Genomic DNA, 14707 nt, shown 5'->3' on the forward strand with positions numbered 1-14707 from the left:
AAATTAGCGTGAATTTGGAGTTTAACTCCCTGAATTTATTTGGATAATCTTTATTACTGAGAATCCGTAACGTCAGTAAAAATTTAAAAAAGCCCACCTTTCAGTAGACTTAGTAATGATCTTTAAAGGACAAGAAAGCCACGCTATCTCCATCCATCATATAAATCAAGCGATTTTCTGCATCAATGCGGCGAGACCAGGCTCCTTGGTAATCATACTTGAGTGGTTCTGGCTTACCTATTCCTGTAAAGGGATCACGTTGAATATCCTTGATTAGCATGTTGATTCTTTTTAACGTTTTCTTATCCTGAGTTTGCCAGTAGCAATAATCTGCCCACGCATCTTCTGTAAACTTGAGTAGCATGCATCACTCCTCAATAACATGGACCTGAGTGCTTCCAGCACGAACTTGAGCCATTCCTCGCAAAACCTTGTCTGATAACTCCTTATTTTGAGCGATTCTCAGGGTTTCCTGAATACTGTCCCATTCGCTCTTTGAAAGAACTACAATGTCCTCATCTGGATTTTTATTGACCACCGTCAAAGGCTCAAATTCATCATTTACCTTTTTCATGTAGTCTTTTAAATGATTTCGGAATGTTGAGTAAAGAACTGCTTCCATAACCATACCTCGTTTTACCTCTTTTCCACTATTATACACAAAAAGAAAGAAATTGTCAGGAACTTGTACAAGATTTTCTTTTCTATCTATTTATACTCAATGAAAATCAAAGAGCAAACTAGGAAACTAGCCGCAGGCTGCTCAAAACACCGTTTTGAGGTTGTGGATAGAACTGACGAAGTCAGTAACCATACCTACGGCAAGGCGACGTTGACGTGGTTTGAAGAGATTTTCGAAGAGTATTATTCGTAAAAAATCTCAAAAAGCCTACCTTTCAGTAGACTTAGTTTGTTTCTATTCTAATCAGTACTCTGCCGAAATTCTGTTCTGCTATACTTGGATTTCCTAGTTGGTAAATTCTATCTGCCTTTTGGGTCATAGCATCCCAGGGTTCTTTGCCAATTCGGCTGACTAGATTAACCTGTCCTTTCAGAGATTTAAGATGCTGTCTGCCTTTTTCGGTAAAACCAAGGACATGAATGGCTTCTGGTAAGTCATTTTCTCTAGCCTGCACCAAGATATAGGTCAAGAGACGTCTAACACGCGCCTTGGTATAACGCTTGGTGGCAACCACCTCAACCAAGCCTTCCACAGACTTGGCTGTTTTAATAGCCTCTTTAATGCGCACAGCCATTTCTTGATTGACCTGATAGATGGTGGTAAGGTCAAGATTTGACAAGATTTGATAGCGGAGCAAGGGAAAATAGTCTTCCCAGCTCACCTTACTGGTCTGCTCAAAGAGGGCAACAGAAGGCATAAAGCGTTCTAAGAAATTTTGGTCTGACTGATTCTGACGCAGGGCTGTCGCAGAGGCAAAGTCCACATCCTTGTCCACAGAATGGAAACCCGCCCCCTGACGCTGAATCGGATGGAGTTTGATGTTGCGTCCCGCAACCGCCTTGGCATAAGCAAGAGCAAGGACATGATTGGGGGTATTTCCTGAAAAATCAAGACCAGCAAATTCCTTCCACATGGCCTGGGTCTTCTGGGGATAGGAAAGGGAATCAGGCAGATTTTCCACAAAATTTTCCATCTCAGCACCCTGCTCTGTGTATAAGTCAGCGATTTTCTGGTAATCCAGAACTTCCTCCGTCCCAAAGGATAGAGTATCAATCCCCAACCGCGCCAAGATATCCACAGCCCCTTGGCCAAAGAAATCCGCCGCCTGAACACTGACTAAAAATGGCAATTCCACTACCAAGTCTGCGCCATTTTCCAGTGCCATCTGGGCCCGTATCCACTTGTCCACAATAGCAGGCTCTCCTCTCTGCATGAAATTCCCTGACATGGCTACGATTTTCAATCCCTCAGCCTGCTCCAGCAGGTATTTGTGGCCATTATGAAAAGGATTGAACTCCGCGATAATACCTGTAATGGTCATAGTGATCTCCTACTTCTGTGCGATAAAAAACCAACGGGCACTGGTTTCTGTTGGTTCCTTGTCCTCAAAGTCGGCATAGAGTTTGAAAGACTTGAAACCAGCCTGTTCCAGCAAAATATCATAGGTCAAGACCTCATAAGTCCGCTCCTCATGCACTTCATCGTGGCGACTAAAGGAACCATCCGCTTCCTTGATAAAGAAGGTCAACTCATGCACGATGGAGTGAGGCGCTGCATCCTCGTAGGTATCCCAGAGCATTGCAAAATCTTCTGCATTTTCATGATAAGAATAGCCTGGAAAAACTTCGTCTGTCTGGTAGGTCGAATGCACATCAAAGATGAAAACTCCATCTTCATTAAGGGCATTATACACTTCCTTAAAGACGTCCCCTACTTCCACCTCATCCTGCATGTAGCAGATTGAGTCCGAATAACAGGTGACAAAATCATATTTACCTGCTTGGGACAAATCCAGCATATTACCTTCAATAAAGTCAATCTTTTGTTTGGCTGAAGCAGCTCTCTTCTCAGCAATCTTCAACATATCCGCGCTCAAATCAAGTCCAGTTACATCAAAACCTGCCTGAGAAAATCGCACAGACTGGATACCTGTCCCACAAGCCAATTCTAAGAGTTTCTTTCTCTCCTTGTTCTTAGGCAAATGGCGCAGAGAAAAATCAGTCCATTTATCGTATAAACTATCATCCATCACTGCATCATAAACAGCCGCAAAGGTTTCATAAGTTGCCATAAAACATGATACCAAGTCCGCCCGTAATTCGATAGAAAATTAGGAGCCTGACGATGGAGCCGAGCTCCAAGGAAGGCTGTCTATTTTCCGAGAATTACAGGACGGGTTCAAATCCTTTCTAAGATACAAAGAGCCTTAAAAGCAAAGAGAACATAGGAAACTTTCTGCCGTATCATCAGATACAAATTAAGTTACTCTTTTTCCCTCAGCTTTTAGCTCGTGTTCAGTTTCAACATCAACCAGACACGACGCCCTTACCTTTCTATCCTTTTTTTCTAAAATAAGCAAAGAAACCCAGTTGACTACAACTGAGTTCATCTTCTAAGCAAGAGCTTCTGAAATATCTACTGAATTAGCCTCATGCCATAGCTTCTCTAGGTTATAGTGGGCACGCATTTCTTCTGAGAAGATATGCACAACGACAGCACCGAGATCCAGCAAAACCCAGCCTCCAGCCGCATCGCCTTCGACATGACTGCCTTTAAAGCCTGCTTGGGCTACTTTTTCACGGATATTATCAGCGATAGCATCCAACTGACGGCTATTCATTGAACTAGTGATGACAAAATAGTCCGTCACGCTGGTCAATTCTTGTACGTCAAGTGCGAGGATATCCTCCGCACGTTTCTCATCAGCCGCTTTCACGACTAGTTCTAGTAATTCTTTTTCGTTCATTTAGTCCTCTTTTTAGAAAATATGTTTGTAATCTAGGACATCTGCAAAGCGCTCCTCCCAAATGTCCTCATAAAATTCATTAATCGTTTCTGCTGGAATGTCATCCCCATCAAACGTTGTGCAAGTTCCTTCTGGAATAATAAGCTGATAGCCATATTCAAAAGCAACCTTGACAGAGGTATCCACACAATATTCTGTCTGCATACCACATAAAACTAATTTTTCAATCCCCTGTTTATCCAAGTATTCTTTTAAACCAGTTTCTTTGAAAATACTGCTATACTTCTTCTGAAAGACCTTTTCATTAGGTTTTCGACTTAAAAGTTCAGATAACTGCCAATCTTCTGATGTTTGAGCTTCAGCGTTCTCAATATGTTGAACATAAATAATTTCTATATTCTTGCTTCTAGCCTGGTTTTGTAAATAAGAAATTTTTTCCAATAGACTTTTTGTCTGGAACCCAGTTTCCACTAAAATATTCTGAACATCAATGATTATAAAAGCCGTCTTCATTTAGTCCTCTTTCAAATAGTGCACAAAGGCGTTATAGGTTTCAAGGGTTTGGGGATAGATGGGAAATCCCTGATGAGCTAGATGCTCCACAGTACGAGCTGTTTCGTAGGCCACTGCCTTATTGAGCGATCGCTCAGCAATTTCACGCGCCACATCTACTCCTGGAAAGGCACGGTTATGCTCGATATAGTCTGCAACGTAGATGACTTTGTCTAGGTCTGTCATCTGACCAGCACCGACTGTATGAATTTCAATAGCTCGTAAGATTTCTGGATCATGCAAATCCAAATCTTCCTGAATCTTGTAGATGCCAACCATGCCATGCCAGACATTATTGCCCCAGTTTTTGAGGTCAGGGTCTAGCTGCTGACGGTCAATCAAGTCCAGAAATTCCTGATCTGACAACTTTTTAGCATAATCATGAAGAAGGCCTGCTAGACCTGCCTTCTCAGCATCAACTCCGAATCGCTTCGCAAGCTCTATGGCTGCGCGCTCCACACCCAAACAATGGGTTAAGCGTTTTTCGGGTAGAAGCTCTGCCATTTTTTCCAACAAAGCCTCGCGAGAGCAGTTAATATAGTCTTGATAGGACATCAGTAGAGCCCCTCCTTCTCGATGTAGTCCAGCACAGGCTGAGGCAGGAGAAAATTGGGTTTTCGACCTTGGGCAAGGAAGTCACGCACCATGCTGGACGAAATATCCATGAGAGGCACATCCACCCAGATAACTGGATAGGAAGTCCCTGCCTTGTAGCGTGGGCGCTGAACCCCCACAAACTGAACCATGTCGACTAGCTCATCAATGCGGTACCACTTAGGTAGATAGTCCACCATATCGGCACCGATGATAAAGTAATAATCCGTATCTGGATTCTTCTCTGTTAAAATCTTCATGGTGTCGTAGGTATAGGAAATGCCCTTGCGCTCTAGCTCAATGGTTTCAATGTCCAGACCTTCAATCCCCTCTATCGCCAATTCAAGCATCTTGAGACGATGGTGCTCGGGGATGGTTTCCTTTTTATCTACATGAGGTGGTTGGTATTCAGGCATAAGCAGGACCTGGTCCAGTCCCAACTGTTGCCGTACTTGGTCCGCAACAATCAGATGGGCATTGTGAACAGGGTTAAAATTCCCCCCTAAAATTCCAACTTGCTTGCGCTTTTTCTCCTTGATTTCTGGCTCCAACTCTACCTTGGTAAAGGGAGTCAATAATTCGATTGCCATAGGCTAGTCTCCTTTATTTCTCTGTAAAAACAGTTGTTTGGAGTAGTTTTTAGATTTCTTTGACTTTTTTAGAAATCTTGCGATTTTCTTTCTTGCTGGATTGTTTAAACAAAATCAAGATGCGTCCGATTTTTTGGACTGTATCCACACCGATTTCTTCTTCCAAGATTTCAGCTACTTCGTGGATATTTTCATCTGTGTTTTGCAAGAGAGTGACTTTAATCAATTCGCGGGCGTCAAGAGCTTGACGGACGCTGGTTTTGATTTGGTCGTTAAGTCCATTTTTCCCGATTTGGATGATGGGTTTGAGGGTGTGTGCCTGACTGTTGAGGAAGGCACGTTGTTTTGATGTTAATGACATAATTTTCTTCCTTGTTTTTTGATAGTTATTTTAGGTGGTGAGGGACGGTCGGAACTAATTTTCCAAAGATCTCATCTTTGAAAAATGGATTTCCTGACCTCACAATTGAGCCTTGGTCTCAATTGTGCCCCTTGCCAATCTACAGATTGGCAAGACACCACGGCAATAACTATCGCTATATGAGCTCACTTTGTTCGCTCAGCGATTTTGTTTTAAATAATTGCTTTTCGTGTGACGACTGCGACGCCTTCGGGTGCCCAGACGGCGACTTTGGCGGTGCCTGTTACGCGGATCCAGCCTAGGCCCGAGATGACTAGGTCTGTCTTGTCCTTGATGGTAAAGGCATGCTGGACTAGCCTTGGAAAATCTTCTTTTTCCTTGCTATTTGGTGGTGTTAGAAGAGTTCCAAGGTGCTTATCGTAAAAGGCACTAGCTCCTTCTAGTTTGGTACGATGCAATTTGAGTTCATTGTCAAAGAAGGCAGTGAAACCTTGCTTTTCTCCTGCAATAAAGTCAAATCGTCCGAGACCACCTAGAAACAGAGTTTGTTCAGGATTGAGCTGATAGGTTTTAGGCTTGATTTCCTTTTTAGGACTGACATACTTGAGATTTTTAGCCGTCAAGTAGTGAGCCATCTGATGACGGTGGATAATCCCCGGCGTATCGTAAATATATGACCCATCATCAAGTGGAATCTCAATCTTGTCCAAGGTTGTCCCTGGAAAGCGTGAAGTCGTAATGACATTCTGGTCACCCGTAATTTCTTGGATAATAGCATTGATAAGGGTTGATTTTCCAACGTTGGTTACACCAACCACATAGACATCACGGCCCTTACGGTAGTGTTCAATCTTGTCAATGACTTCCTTAATGGCATGTTTATTTTGTGCTGAAGTTAGGACAACATCGACTGGACGAAGCCCTTCTTCGTGGGCACGCTCCATCAGCCACTGGCTAATCTTACCCGGTTTAACTGACTTGGGCAGGATATCTTTTTTATTTCCAACCAAGAGGACATCATTGCCCGATACAAAACGTGGCAAGCCTGGGATAACAGAGCCATTAAAGTCAAAGATGTCAATGACATTTACCACTAAAGCATCACTGTCTCCTACCTCGTGCAAGAGCTTGAGGAAATCATCATCCGTCAACTGGACATCCGTGATTTCATTGTAGTGACGGAGACGGAAACAACGTTGGCAATAGACTTCACCTGTCTCCAAACCTTTTTCAAGTGCCGACTGGGGGGTAAAGCCAAGACCAGCCTTGTCCGTCGTCTGAATGGTTACTCCACAACCAATACAGAGAATTTCTTCCATAGTTAAATTCCTTTTTTATATGTAATCGGTCCGTACTTTTCAGTGATTTTTCGCATGACACGGCGCTCACGAGCTCGGTTAATCTGCGTTTTGATTGAGTCGTGTTGTACCAAGGGCTTGACCAAGATTGAGCGAATACCTGCACGGTGGGCTGCTCGAATATCTGTCATGAGCTGGTCGCCAACCATGACCACTTCACTTTTCTCATAGTGGAATTCCTTCATGGCACGATCAATCCCAAATGTGAAGGGCTTCAGAGCCCAATAAACGTAATCAATTCCAAACTTCTCAACTGCACGTTGAACGCGCTTTTTGGTGTTATTTGATACCACGATGATGCGAATGCCCGCGTCACGGAGGTCATGTAGCCATTGCTTCATCTCTGGCGTCCCATCAGGATTATTCCAAGCAATGAGGGTATTATCCAAATCGACCAAAACAGCCTTGATTCCCTGCGCCTGCAGGCTTGGGACTGTCAGATCATAAACTGCTTCCACAGCAAAATCTGGCATGTAATTTTCAATCGCCATTCTGGCTCCTTTTCTTAACTTTTTTTCGCAATTTTCCTTAGTAACAATGACAAAACAATCCACAAACCTGCACTGGCCAAACTGATGTAGAGCCAAGCATGGGGCTCATCTGTTAAAGGTAGCGGAACATTCATTCCGAAAAAGCCTGTCACTACTGCCAAAACCGCTAGTAAGACTGAAATGATGGTCAAGGTTGTCAAATTATCATTCAGATTATTATTTAGAATATTGTTGTAAGATGCTGATAGTTGTTGGAGGACTTGAGAAATCAAGTCTGTCATGGATACCAGCTGATGAGCCTCAATCATGGCATCATCAAACTGTTCTCTCTCAATCTCATTAAAACTGCGATAGAGAGCATGCCCTTGGATATGTTCCAGCAACATACGATTTTGCTTGGCAGCCGCAGTAAGATAAACCATACCGGTCTCCAAGTCAGACAAGGCAAAGAGATTTTTCTTGGTCGTCCGCTGGCGCAAGAGGCCATTGACTTCATCCTTACTCTTGTCCATCTGCTCGATGACAGGATAGTAGGCATTGCTGATGATTTCCAGACTAGCAAAGAGAAACTTGTAAATCGAAAGCGTGTCATGACTCTCCAGATAACGGGTCATCTGTTCAATGACATAGGCGTTCTTGGTATTACTAATGGTAATCAGGCGACGATGTTCCACGATAAAGGTCATGGGAAAGGCTTCGTAGTATTCCTTGTCCTTTTTCAAGTTCAAGACATTATAGATAAAGGTCACAGTCCCATTTTCACGGTGATAATCCATGTGGGCACGCTCATTTCTATCCAGTGCGTACTCAATGGTTTCCTTGTCCAAACCGTAGATTTCAGAAAGGTCTTCTAGTTTTTTCAACTTGTCCAAATCTAGGTCAATCCAGGTACAACCATTGCCCAGCTGTTTTTCTAAAAACATCTTCTCTACCTTACCAAACTCTTTCTATTGTACCATAAATCTGCTAAAATTTCAGGCCTGATCTGTCCGAGAGAAATTGCTGACGACGGTGATATTCCGATTGGGTACGAAGTGCAGAACCTGGTCTTCTCCTCTGAGTTGCGTTGTTCGAATGCCGACGCTGACAACCTTGCCCGAGACAGTAATAGGACCATTTGTCAAAACAACTTCATCTCCTACATCCAGTTGACGTTCAAAGAGGATGAAGAAGCCATTGATGACATCAGACAGAAAACCTTGGGCTCCCATCCCAATAGCCACCCCAGCAATCCCAGCTCCAGCAAGCAAACTAGAAACTGGCAAGCCCAATATCGACAAAATGCAGTAAATCAAAAAGAAATAAAGGGTATAATTAAACACATTTTCTAACAGACGTGAGATGGTTTTCTGACGCCCGACATCATGACGAGACATTTTTAGAGAAGGTTTAACAATTCTCTGCACCATGGTATGGAGCAATTTCTTAGCTATATAAAAGAGTAAAAATAAGAATAAAAGAGAAAGTAACTTGGTTAAGATATTCTCGATAATCGCTGTAATATCAAGCTTATTGAGATAGGTTTGAATAAATTCTTGCATAGAAAACTCCTTTCATTTATTATACCATACTTTCATAAAGTATCATTCTCCATAAATATTCAAAAATAATTTCAAAAATAGACAGAAAATTCTTGATTTTGGTTCATATTTATACTATAATCATAAACATTACACAACTAATACTCAATGAAAATCAAAGAGCAAACTAGGAAGCTAGCCGCAGGCTGTACTTGAGTACGGCAAGGTGAAGCTGACGTGGTTTGAATTTGATTTTCGAAGAGTATAAGGAGGTTATTATGAAAAAACTCATTCATTCTTGGAATAAGGCAAGCCTAATCAAACGGATTTTGATTGGTATGCTTTTTGGAGGAATCTTAGGACTAACACTTCCTACTGTATCTGGAATCGGCCTACTCGGAGATCTCTTTGTTGGTGGTCTAAAAGCCATCGCTCCGATTCTAGTCTTTGCCCTCGTTGCCAATGCCCTTTCCAAACACCAAAAGGGACAGGATAGCAATATGAAAACGGTTATCTTCCTTTATCTAGTAGGAACCTTTGCAGCGGCACTTGTGGCTGTCTTTGCTAGTTTCATCGTTCCTGTTGAAATTACCTTAAATAGTACTAATACAGAGGTTACGCCTCCTGATGGTATAGGTCAGGTTCTTAGCAATCTCTTACTTAAACTCGTAGACAACCCTGTCAATGCTCTCGTCACAGCCAACTACATTGGAATCCTATCTTGGGCAGTGATTTTCGGTATTGCTATGAGAGAAGCCAGCAAAAATAGTAAAGAATTGTTGAACACCATAGCTGATGTGACTTCTAAGATTGTCGAATGGATCATCAACCTAGCTCCATTTGGAATCCTAGGACTTGTATTTAAAACCATCTCTGATAAGGGAATCGGAAGCCTAGCCAACTACGGAATCTTGCTTGCCCTCTTGGTGACAACTATGTTCTTTGTGTCCTTAGTAGTCAATCCATTGATTGCCTTCCTCTTTATGAAGAGAAACCCTTATCCCCTCGTTTGGAAATGTTTGCGTGTCAGCGGTGTGACAGCCTTCTTTACTCGTAGTTCTGCAGCTAACATCCCTGTCAACATGAAGCTCTGTCATGACCTTGGACTCAACCCAGATACCTATTCAGTTTCTATCCCACTTGGTTCTACTATCAATATGGCAGGAGCAGCGATTACTATTAACATTTTGACCCTTGCTGCAGTAAACACTCTCGGAATCCCTGTTGACTTTGCGACAGCCTTTGTCCTTAGTGTGGTAGCAGCTATCTCAGCCTGTGGAGCTTCTGGTATCGCTGGTGGTTCCCTCCTCCTTATCCCAGTTGCTTGTAGCCTTTTTGGTATTTCTAACGATATTGCCATGCAAGTTGTGGGGGTTGGATTTGTGATTGGTGTCATCCAAGACTCATGCGAAACAGCTATTAATTCTTCTACAGATGTCCTCTTTACTGCCGTTGCCGAATACGCAGCAGCCCGTAAAAAATAACTCATAAAGACAAGTCTGCTCAAGTCTTGTCTTTTCCACTTTTATTCTAACTTACTAGGAAATCCTTATGTCTATTAGCCAACGTACGACCAAACTCGTCTTAGCTACCTGTCTAGCCTGTTTTGTCGCTTATTTTCTCAATCTTTCTTCAGCTGTCTCAGCTGGAATTATCGCTCTCTTAAGTTTATCTGATACCCGTAGAAGCACCTTAAAACTGGCACAAAATCGACTCTTTTCCATGCTTCTAGCTCTGGCTATCGGTGTTCTGGCTTTTCACTTGAGCGGATTTCATATCTGGAGCCTTGGCCTCTATCTGGCTCTCTACGTTCCTCTAGCCTACAAGATGGGCTGGGAAATTGGCATCACACCAAGTAGCGTTTTGGTCAGCCATCTCTTGGTACAAAAATCAATTTCTCCAGACCTTCTAGTCAATGAATTTCTTCTCTTTGCTATCGGTACAGGGTTTGCCCTACTAGTCAATCTCTATATGCCTTCACGAGAGAAGGAAATCCAGCTCTACTACACGCTGGTTGAAGAAAAGTTAAAAGATATCCTCCAGCGCTTCAAATATTATTTATCCAGAGGGGATGGACGTAACCGAGCACAGCTGGTAGAAGAATTAGACACTCTTTTGGAAGAAGCCCTCAAACTGGTCTATCTAGATCACTCAGACCACCTCTTTCACCAGACCGACTACCATATCCACTACTTTGAAATGAGACAGCGACAAAGTCGTATCCTGCGAAATATGGCCCAGCAAATTAACACCTGTCACCTAGCTGCCAGTGAAAGTCTGATTTTGGCCCAACTTTTTTCAAAAATTGGCGGTCAACTAAGCCAGACCAATCCTGCTTCTGATTTGCTAGATGAAATTGAACGCTATCTGGAAATCTTCCGTAACCGCAGTCTACCCAAGACAAGAGAAGAATTTGAAACTCGCGCCACACTCCTCCAACTCCTACGTGAAGCCAAAACCTTTATCCAGGTGAAAGTTGATTTTTACCAAAAATATGGACAGTAAAAAAGAGAAAACTTCAGACCAATCACAAAAGGTGAATATCTGAAGTTTTCTTTTATTTGTAAGTTAGCACCATAAAGGTTAGTAATAGGACGAATAAGGCCAAACTCACCAATAAAGTAAGCACCTTTACCAAAGTATTGCTCTGCCAATAACTTGGTTTACCAATATTACTGGTGGCATCCATGGAAAATAGTTGATTTTGACGGGGTTGTATGGTTACCAATACAATCAAAGCAAGAGATAGGACAATAGCTAAAACAATCAGTATGTCAATCATAGGCCTACCTCAAAATTCCCAACAAAGTAAAGAGTAAACCAATCAGAATCATCAAGCCCAGTAAAAGTGAAAAAGTCTTACTAATCTTTTCTCCTCGGGTTTCTTTTTCTTTCTTGATGGGTTTTTGTTTCAACTCTTCCATGCGGCCTTCAACGTCTTTGTAAAATAAATCTTCCTCTGACATGTTAGCCTCCTAAAACAGTTTGCATGGTTTCCTGATATCGCACCAAGTCAACATAGTTGGCATGTTGGCCCTGTTTGCCAAGTGCCTGACGCATTTGCTCAACATCTGAAAGAGCCAGTTTAATAGTCTTAACCAAATCAGAAACTTCACTACTTTCAAATAGATGGTCAGGAGCGATATAGAGTCTATTGTGTACCGTCTGATGAAATCCAAGAAGCAAGAGATTGTGTTCAAAGGCCTGACGCACTGCCTGCAATAACTCATTGCTATGGTTTATGTCCAAGTAAATATCTGATAGTTGATAAAGTTCTTGAATTTTTTGTGGACTAGCGTTTTGATAAAGGACTACATTAGGATAGCGAAGCATATCTAAGAGCTTAGAAGACATCTCTGTTACCGCTGCGATACGGAAGGTAACATCAGGCAAGGCTTCTACGATTGCTTCTACTTGCTCAATCTGATCGGAATTTGTCAAGATTAAGGCGTCTCGTCTTAGGAAATTATCACGTTTGAACTGGTAATGGTAACCCAAGTGGACAAACTGATCATGGTATTTCTCGTCAGTCAACTCTAAAGCACGTTCATAAGTCGCCTTGTTTGGAATGATGATTTTCTTAGTGCGCACATCATCACTCTCTAAAATCAACTGCATATTGCCTGGAATGGCATCATAGAGAGGTTCCTGCCAAACCAAAACATCTGAACCAGATTTATCTGGATGATGGAAGGAAACCAAGAAAGGAGTCGCTAAGGTATTAAAGATAAGCTGACTTGTATCTATTTCCAAATTTTGCAAAAAGAAGATGATAAATTCAACCTTATTTGCAAAGTAACGCATAGATTGACCAGGTAAAGTCAATAAGATATCACCTGTCACATGGTTTTCAAGTAACACCTCCTGGCCATTGACATCTTGGTAAACCGTCATAATCGGCTCACTATCAGCACTATAGGTCGTTGTAGCAAAGCAAGCACCAAAGCGATTGTAATGGTCAATCTGGCGTACTCTTCCTTCCAAGTCTTTCCAATCTACCTGTTTAACCAAGCGAGCCTGCATTCCATCTGCATAATGAATGACAGCCCTCTCCTGTAGTAAATCATTAATAGTGGCTGAACTATTATTCCCCATAATTTCCCAAAAAGCTGGAACAGAAACTTGGTTAAAATAGAGAGGTTTTCCCTTTTCATAGCCTAGATAATAGGTAAATGGGGACACCAGACCATCAGGTAGAAAACCATCTGCATCGATGACTACTCCAAGTTGGGAAAGACCAGTAGCTACTAGACTTTCATGTAAATCTCGACTTTCCTGACTATATCGATCATAAAGTTCAATCATGGAGCACCTCCTCTACTGTTTTTTTCCACTTTTCTAAAATTTCTTCGGTTAAGAAACCTTCTGCAATTTGGTAAGAATGGGCACGCATATCCGCCAAACGATTTTCTTGATACAGTTGGCAAATCTTAGCTGCGTAAGCTTGCTTGATTTGGTCTTCTACATGGTCAGATGAACTTGGAATTAAATAACCATTTTTCCCATCTTCTATAAAGGTCTGATTGCCATAAGGCACATCAAAACCAATTAGAGGTAGACCTGAACCAACTGCTTCCATCAAAGTCAAACCAAAGCCTTCGCTGGTAGAAGCCGTCAAGTAGACCTCATACTGGCTATAAATCTGCGAAAGTTCCGCATGCCCCTTGAGTTGGATATAATCTTCAGCCTGATGATTTGCAATAATGTCTCTAAGCAGAGAATCTTCTCCACCGCTACCATAAATATCAAAGGTTAATTCAGGTATTTCCTTATGTGCCTCAATCACAGCCTTGACCAACCAGTCAATGTGTTTTTCTTTGGCAAGACGTGAAGCCGTAATCAATGAAAATGGCTTACGTCCCTGACTTGACTCAGTTAATGCATCAATACTTCCTACAGGAATAGTAACAATCTTTGGACGATGCTGAGTATATTTGGCAAATTGCTCTTGCAAAACTTCATTTTGTCTATCAGTGGATACGATAAAGAAATCAACCTTATCTGCATTGGTAAACTGGTAGTCATAATAGTTATTCCAAAGGATGTAATCCTCATTTGTAACATTTTCACTATAATGCTCCGCATGAACAACTACCGCTAAATGCGCTACTTGTGCTTCCTCAAAAACAACCTGTCCAATGCCTGTTTCTCTATCAAGAATGACCAAATCAGACTTGTTCAAATTCAAAGATTTCATAAAAGCACGCATGAAAGCTTGCTTTCCATAGAAAATCTTATCCTTAAAACGGTAAACTTCTTCCTTCCCTTGATTCATCAAGATATCATAGGCTGGAGTCCCGTCTTCATTATAAAAAGTTCGTTGATATAGGACTGCAACATTATCCTTGGGAGCAAAGTATTCGCTACAATAACGCGTATAAGAAAAGTAATCCTTGCGAATCAGTTTTCCTTTAAAAACATACTCCGCATGTTGAACCAAGTTCTTGTTTTCATCAACTAAATAACAGGTGACAAACTTATCTTGGTCAGAAAAGAAGATACGCAATACCTTGCCATTTTTTTCTCTGTGACTTTCTTCACCACCAAAGTAAGCCAAGACATCATCCACTGTCACGCTAGTCGGTGCAATCTTTATGTCTGTGAAATGATTATAAAGCCAAATCACTTGATCATCATCAAAACCAATATTGGCTGTTAAGTGCTGAATATTATCGGCTAAAATCATATCTGTAAAGATAAACTTAGAGGACAGATTTAATTTCCGAAAAACACCAGCACGATAGGCTTGTGCATATTCAACACCGCTACTAGCCCATCCAAGTCCTAAATTTATATTGTAAATTGTCATATTT

The 14707-nt window shown here is 41.8% G+C and carries 19 protein-coding genes; 2 read left to right on the forward strand and 17 right to left on the reverse strand.

Features of this window, described 5'->3' with window-relative positions:
• Nucleotides 1-109 precede the first annotated feature (109 nt).
• From RYL77_RS02260 to RYL77_RS02320, 13 genes are all read right to left on the reverse strand, one after another.
• Nucleotides 110-364: a Txe/YoeB family addiction module toxin gene (locus RYL77_RS02260; RefSeq protein ID WP_000924733.1), complete on the reverse strand. Its 255-nt coding sequence runs from the start codon at nt 362-364 to the stop codon at nt 110-112.
• A 3-nt stretch (nt 365-367) separates the two neighbouring features.
• Nucleotides 368-622 carry a type II toxin-antitoxin system Phd/YefM family antitoxin gene (locus RYL77_RS02265; protein ID WP_000388572.1) on the reverse strand — a complete coding sequence of 85 codons (255 nt, stop codon included), beginning with the start codon at nt 620-622 and terminating at the stop codon, nt 368-370.
• A gap of 283 nt (nt 623-905) precedes the next feature.
• Complete coding sequence (locus tag RYL77_RS02270; RefSeq protein WP_315009538.1) at nt 906-2003, reverse strand: nucleotidyltransferase; 1098 nt, start codon at nt 2001-2003, stop codon at nt 906-908.
• Nucleotides 2004-2012: 9 nt separating this feature from the next.
• Nucleotides 2013-2753 carry a class I SAM-dependent methyltransferase gene (locus RYL77_RS02275; RefSeq protein ID WP_315009539.1) on the reverse strand — a complete coding sequence of 247 codons (741 nt, stop codon included), beginning with the start codon at nt 2751-2753 and terminating at the stop codon, nt 2013-2015.
• A gap of 321 nt (nt 2754-3074) precedes the next feature.
• Nucleotides 3075-3428 (reverse strand): ribosome silencing factor, encoded by a 354-nt coding sequence (rsfS, locus tag RYL77_RS02280; RefSeq protein ID WP_001003029.1) that lies wholly within the window; start codon nt 3426-3428, stop codon nt 3075-3077.
• A gap of 12 nt (nt 3429-3440) precedes the next feature.
• Nucleotides 3441-3941: a cysteine hydrolase family protein gene (locus tag RYL77_RS02285; RefSeq protein ID WP_315009542.1), complete on the reverse strand. Its 501-nt coding sequence runs from the start codon at nt 3939-3941 to the stop codon at nt 3441-3443.
• Nucleotides 3942-4535 carry a bis(5'-nucleosyl)-tetraphosphatase (symmetrical) YqeK gene (gene yqeK / locus RYL77_RS02290; RefSeq protein ID WP_315009545.1) on the reverse strand — a complete coding sequence of 198 codons (594 nt, stop codon included), beginning with the start codon at nt 4533-4535 and terminating at the stop codon, nt 3942-3944.
• Nucleotides 4535-5164, reverse strand: a complete 630-nt coding sequence (locus RYL77_RS02295) for a nicotinate-nucleotide adenylyltransferase (RefSeq protein WP_061759533.1) — start codon at nt 5162-5164, stop codon at nt 4535-4537. The genes yqeK and RYL77_RS02295 overlap by 1 nt, the downstream gene beginning before the upstream one ends.
• A 49-nt stretch (nt 5165-5213) precedes the next feature.
• Nucleotides 5214-5525, reverse strand: a complete 312-nt coding sequence (gene yhbY / locus RYL77_RS02300; RefSeq protein ID WP_000060169.1) for a ribosome assembly RNA-binding protein YhbY — start codon at nt 5523-5525, stop codon at nt 5214-5216.
• A 212-nt stretch (nt 5526-5737) separates the two neighbouring features.
• A complete protein-coding gene (yqeH, locus tag RYL77_RS02305; RefSeq protein WP_315009547.1) occupies nt 5738-6844 on the reverse strand; it encodes a ribosome biogenesis GTPase YqeH in 1107 nt (368 codons plus the stop codon).
• 2 nt (nt 6845-6846) lie between these two features.
• Nucleotides 6847-7374, reverse strand: coding sequence for a YqeG family HAD IIIA-type phosphatase (locus RYL77_RS02310; protein ID WP_000963748.1), 528 nt, complete (start codon nt 7372-7374; stop codon nt 6847-6849).
• Nucleotides 7375-7388: 14 nt separating this feature from the next.
• Complete coding sequence (locus RYL77_RS02315) at nt 7389-8297, reverse strand: magnesium transporter CorA family protein (RefSeq protein WP_261053431.1); 909 nt, start codon at nt 8295-8297, stop codon at nt 7389-7391.
• A gap of 51 nt (nt 8298-8348) precedes the next feature.
• The gene (locus RYL77_RS02320) at nt 8349-8915 is read right to left on the reverse strand and encodes a mechanosensitive ion channel domain-containing protein (RefSeq protein ID WP_315009550.1); all 567 of its coding nucleotides are present in this window, start codon (nt 8913-8915) and stop codon (nt 8349-8351) included.
• Nucleotides 8916-9172: 257 nt separating this feature from the next.
• On the opposite strand from RYL77_RS02320, the gene sstT reads away from it, so the two are divergent.
• Together sstT and RYL77_RS02330 are read left to right on the forward strand one after the other, a co-directional pair.
• On the forward strand, nt 9173-10378 hold the full coding sequence (sstT, locus tag RYL77_RS02325) for a serine/threonine transporter SstT (RefSeq protein ID WP_315009551.1): 1206 nt from the start codon (nt 9173-9175) through the stop codon (nt 10376-10378).
• A 67-nt stretch (nt 10379-10445) separates the two neighbouring features.
• Entirely contained in the window at nt 10446-11399 is a 954-nt protein-coding gene (locus RYL77_RS02330) for an aromatic acid exporter family protein (RefSeq protein WP_315009553.1), read from the forward strand.
• Between the two features lie 52 nt (nt 11400-11451).
• On the opposite strand, the gene RYL77_RS02335 is transcribed toward RYL77_RS02330, so the two are convergent.
• From RYL77_RS02335 to gtfA, 4 genes are read right to left on the reverse strand one after another with little or no spacing between them, the layout of a single operon-like run.
• The gene (locus RYL77_RS02335; protein ID WP_061649701.1) at nt 11452-11676 is read right to left on the reverse strand and encodes an accessory secretory protein Asp5; all 225 of its coding nucleotides are present in this window, start codon (nt 11674-11676) and stop codon (nt 11452-11454) included.
• Between the two features lie 4 nt (nt 11677-11680).
• Nucleotides 11681-11860, reverse strand: a complete 180-nt coding sequence (asp4, locus tag RYL77_RS02340) for an accessory secretory system protein Asp4 (protein WP_001287962.1) — start codon at nt 11858-11860, stop codon at nt 11681-11683.
• 1 nt (nt 11861) lies between these two features.
• Nucleotides 11862-13199 carry an accessory Sec system glycosylation chaperone GtfB gene (gene gtfB, locus RYL77_RS02345; protein ID WP_315009559.1) on the reverse strand — a complete coding sequence of 446 codons (1338 nt, stop codon included), beginning with the start codon at nt 13197-13199 and terminating at the stop codon, nt 11862-11864.
• A complete protein-coding gene (gene gtfA, locus RYL77_RS02350) occupies nt 13192-14703 on the reverse strand; it encodes an accessory Sec system glycosyltransferase GtfA (RefSeq protein WP_315009561.1) in 1512 nt (503 codons plus the stop codon). Before gtfA ends, gtfB begins: the two co-directional genes overlap by 8 nt.
• Nucleotides 14704-14707: the final 4 nt, after the last annotated feature.

The organism is uncultured Streptococcus sp., assembly GCF_963516515.1.
Taxonomy (GTDB): Bacteria; Bacillota; Bacilli; order Lactobacillales; family Streptococcaceae; genus Streptococcus.

Bases quoted from the DNA above. Each gene is read 5' to 3' on its own strand.
- RYL77_RS02260 (WP_000924733.1), bottom strand. From the start codon at position 364: ATGCTACTCAAGTTTACAGAAGATGCGTGGGCAGATTATTGCTACTGG.
- RYL77_RS02265 (WP_000388572.1), bottom strand. From the start codon at position 622: ATGGAAGCAGTTCTTTACTCAACATTCCGAAATCATTTAAAAGACTAC.
- RYL77_RS02270 (WP_315009538.1), bottom strand. From the start codon at position 2,003: ATGACCATTACAGGTATTATCGCGGAGTTCAATCCTTTTCATAATGGC.
- RYL77_RS02275 (WP_315009539.1), bottom strand. From the start codon at position 2,753: ATGGCAACTTATGAAACCTTTGCGGCTGTTTATGATGCAGTGATGGAT.
- rsfS (WP_001003029.1), bottom strand. From the start codon at position 3,428: ATGAACGAAAAAGAATTACTAGAACTAGTCGTGAAAGCGGCTGATGAG.
- RYL77_RS02285 (WP_315009542.1), bottom strand. From the start codon at position 3,941: ATGAAGACGGCTTTTATAATCATTGATGTTCAGAATATTTTAGTGGAA.
- yqeK (WP_315009545.1), bottom strand. From the start codon at position 4,535: ATGTCCTATCAAGACTATATTAACTGCTCTCGCGAGGCTTTGTTGGAA.
- RYL77_RS02295 (WP_061759533.1), bottom strand. From the start codon at position 5,164: ATGGCAATCGAATTATTGACTCCCTTTACCAAGGTAGAGTTGGAGCCA.
- yhbY (WP_000060169.1), bottom strand. From the start codon at position 5,525: ATGTCATTAACATCAAAACAACGTGCCTTCCTCAACAGTCAGGCACAC.
- yqeH (WP_315009547.1), bottom strand. From the start codon at position 6,844: ATGGAAGAAATTCTCTGTATTGGTTGTGGAGTAACCATTCAGACGACG.
- RYL77_RS02310 (WP_000963748.1), bottom strand. From the start codon at position 7,374: ATGGCGATTGAAAATTACATGCCAGATTTTGCTGTGGAAGCAGTTTAT.
- RYL77_RS02315 (WP_261053431.1), bottom strand. From the start codon at position 8,297: ATGTTTTTAGAAAAACAGCTGGGCAATGGTTGTACCTGGATTGACCTA.
- RYL77_RS02320 (WP_315009550.1), bottom strand. From the start codon at position 8,915: ATGCAAGAATTTATTCAAACCTATCTCAATAAGCTTGATATTACAGCG.
- sstT (WP_315009551.1), top strand. From the start codon at position 9,173: ATGAAAAAACTCATTCATTCTTGGAATAAGGCAAGCCTAATCAAACGG.
- RYL77_RS02330 (WP_315009553.1), top strand. From the start codon at position 10,446: ATGTCTATTAGCCAACGTACGACCAAACTCGTCTTAGCTACCTGTCTA.
- RYL77_RS02335 (WP_061649701.1), bottom strand. From the start codon at position 11,676: ATGATTGACATACTGATTGTTTTAGCTATTGTCCTATCTCTTGCTTTG.
- asp4 (WP_001287962.1), bottom strand. From the start codon at position 11,860: ATGTCAGAGGAAGATTTATTTTACAAAGACGTTGAAGGCCGCATGGAA.
- gtfB (WP_315009559.1), bottom strand. From the start codon at position 13,199: ATGATTGAACTTTATGATCGATATAGTCAGGAAAGTCGAGATTTACAT.
- gtfA (WP_315009561.1), bottom strand. From the start codon at position 14,703: ATGACAATTTACAATATAAATTTAGGACTTGGATGGGCTAGTAGCGGT.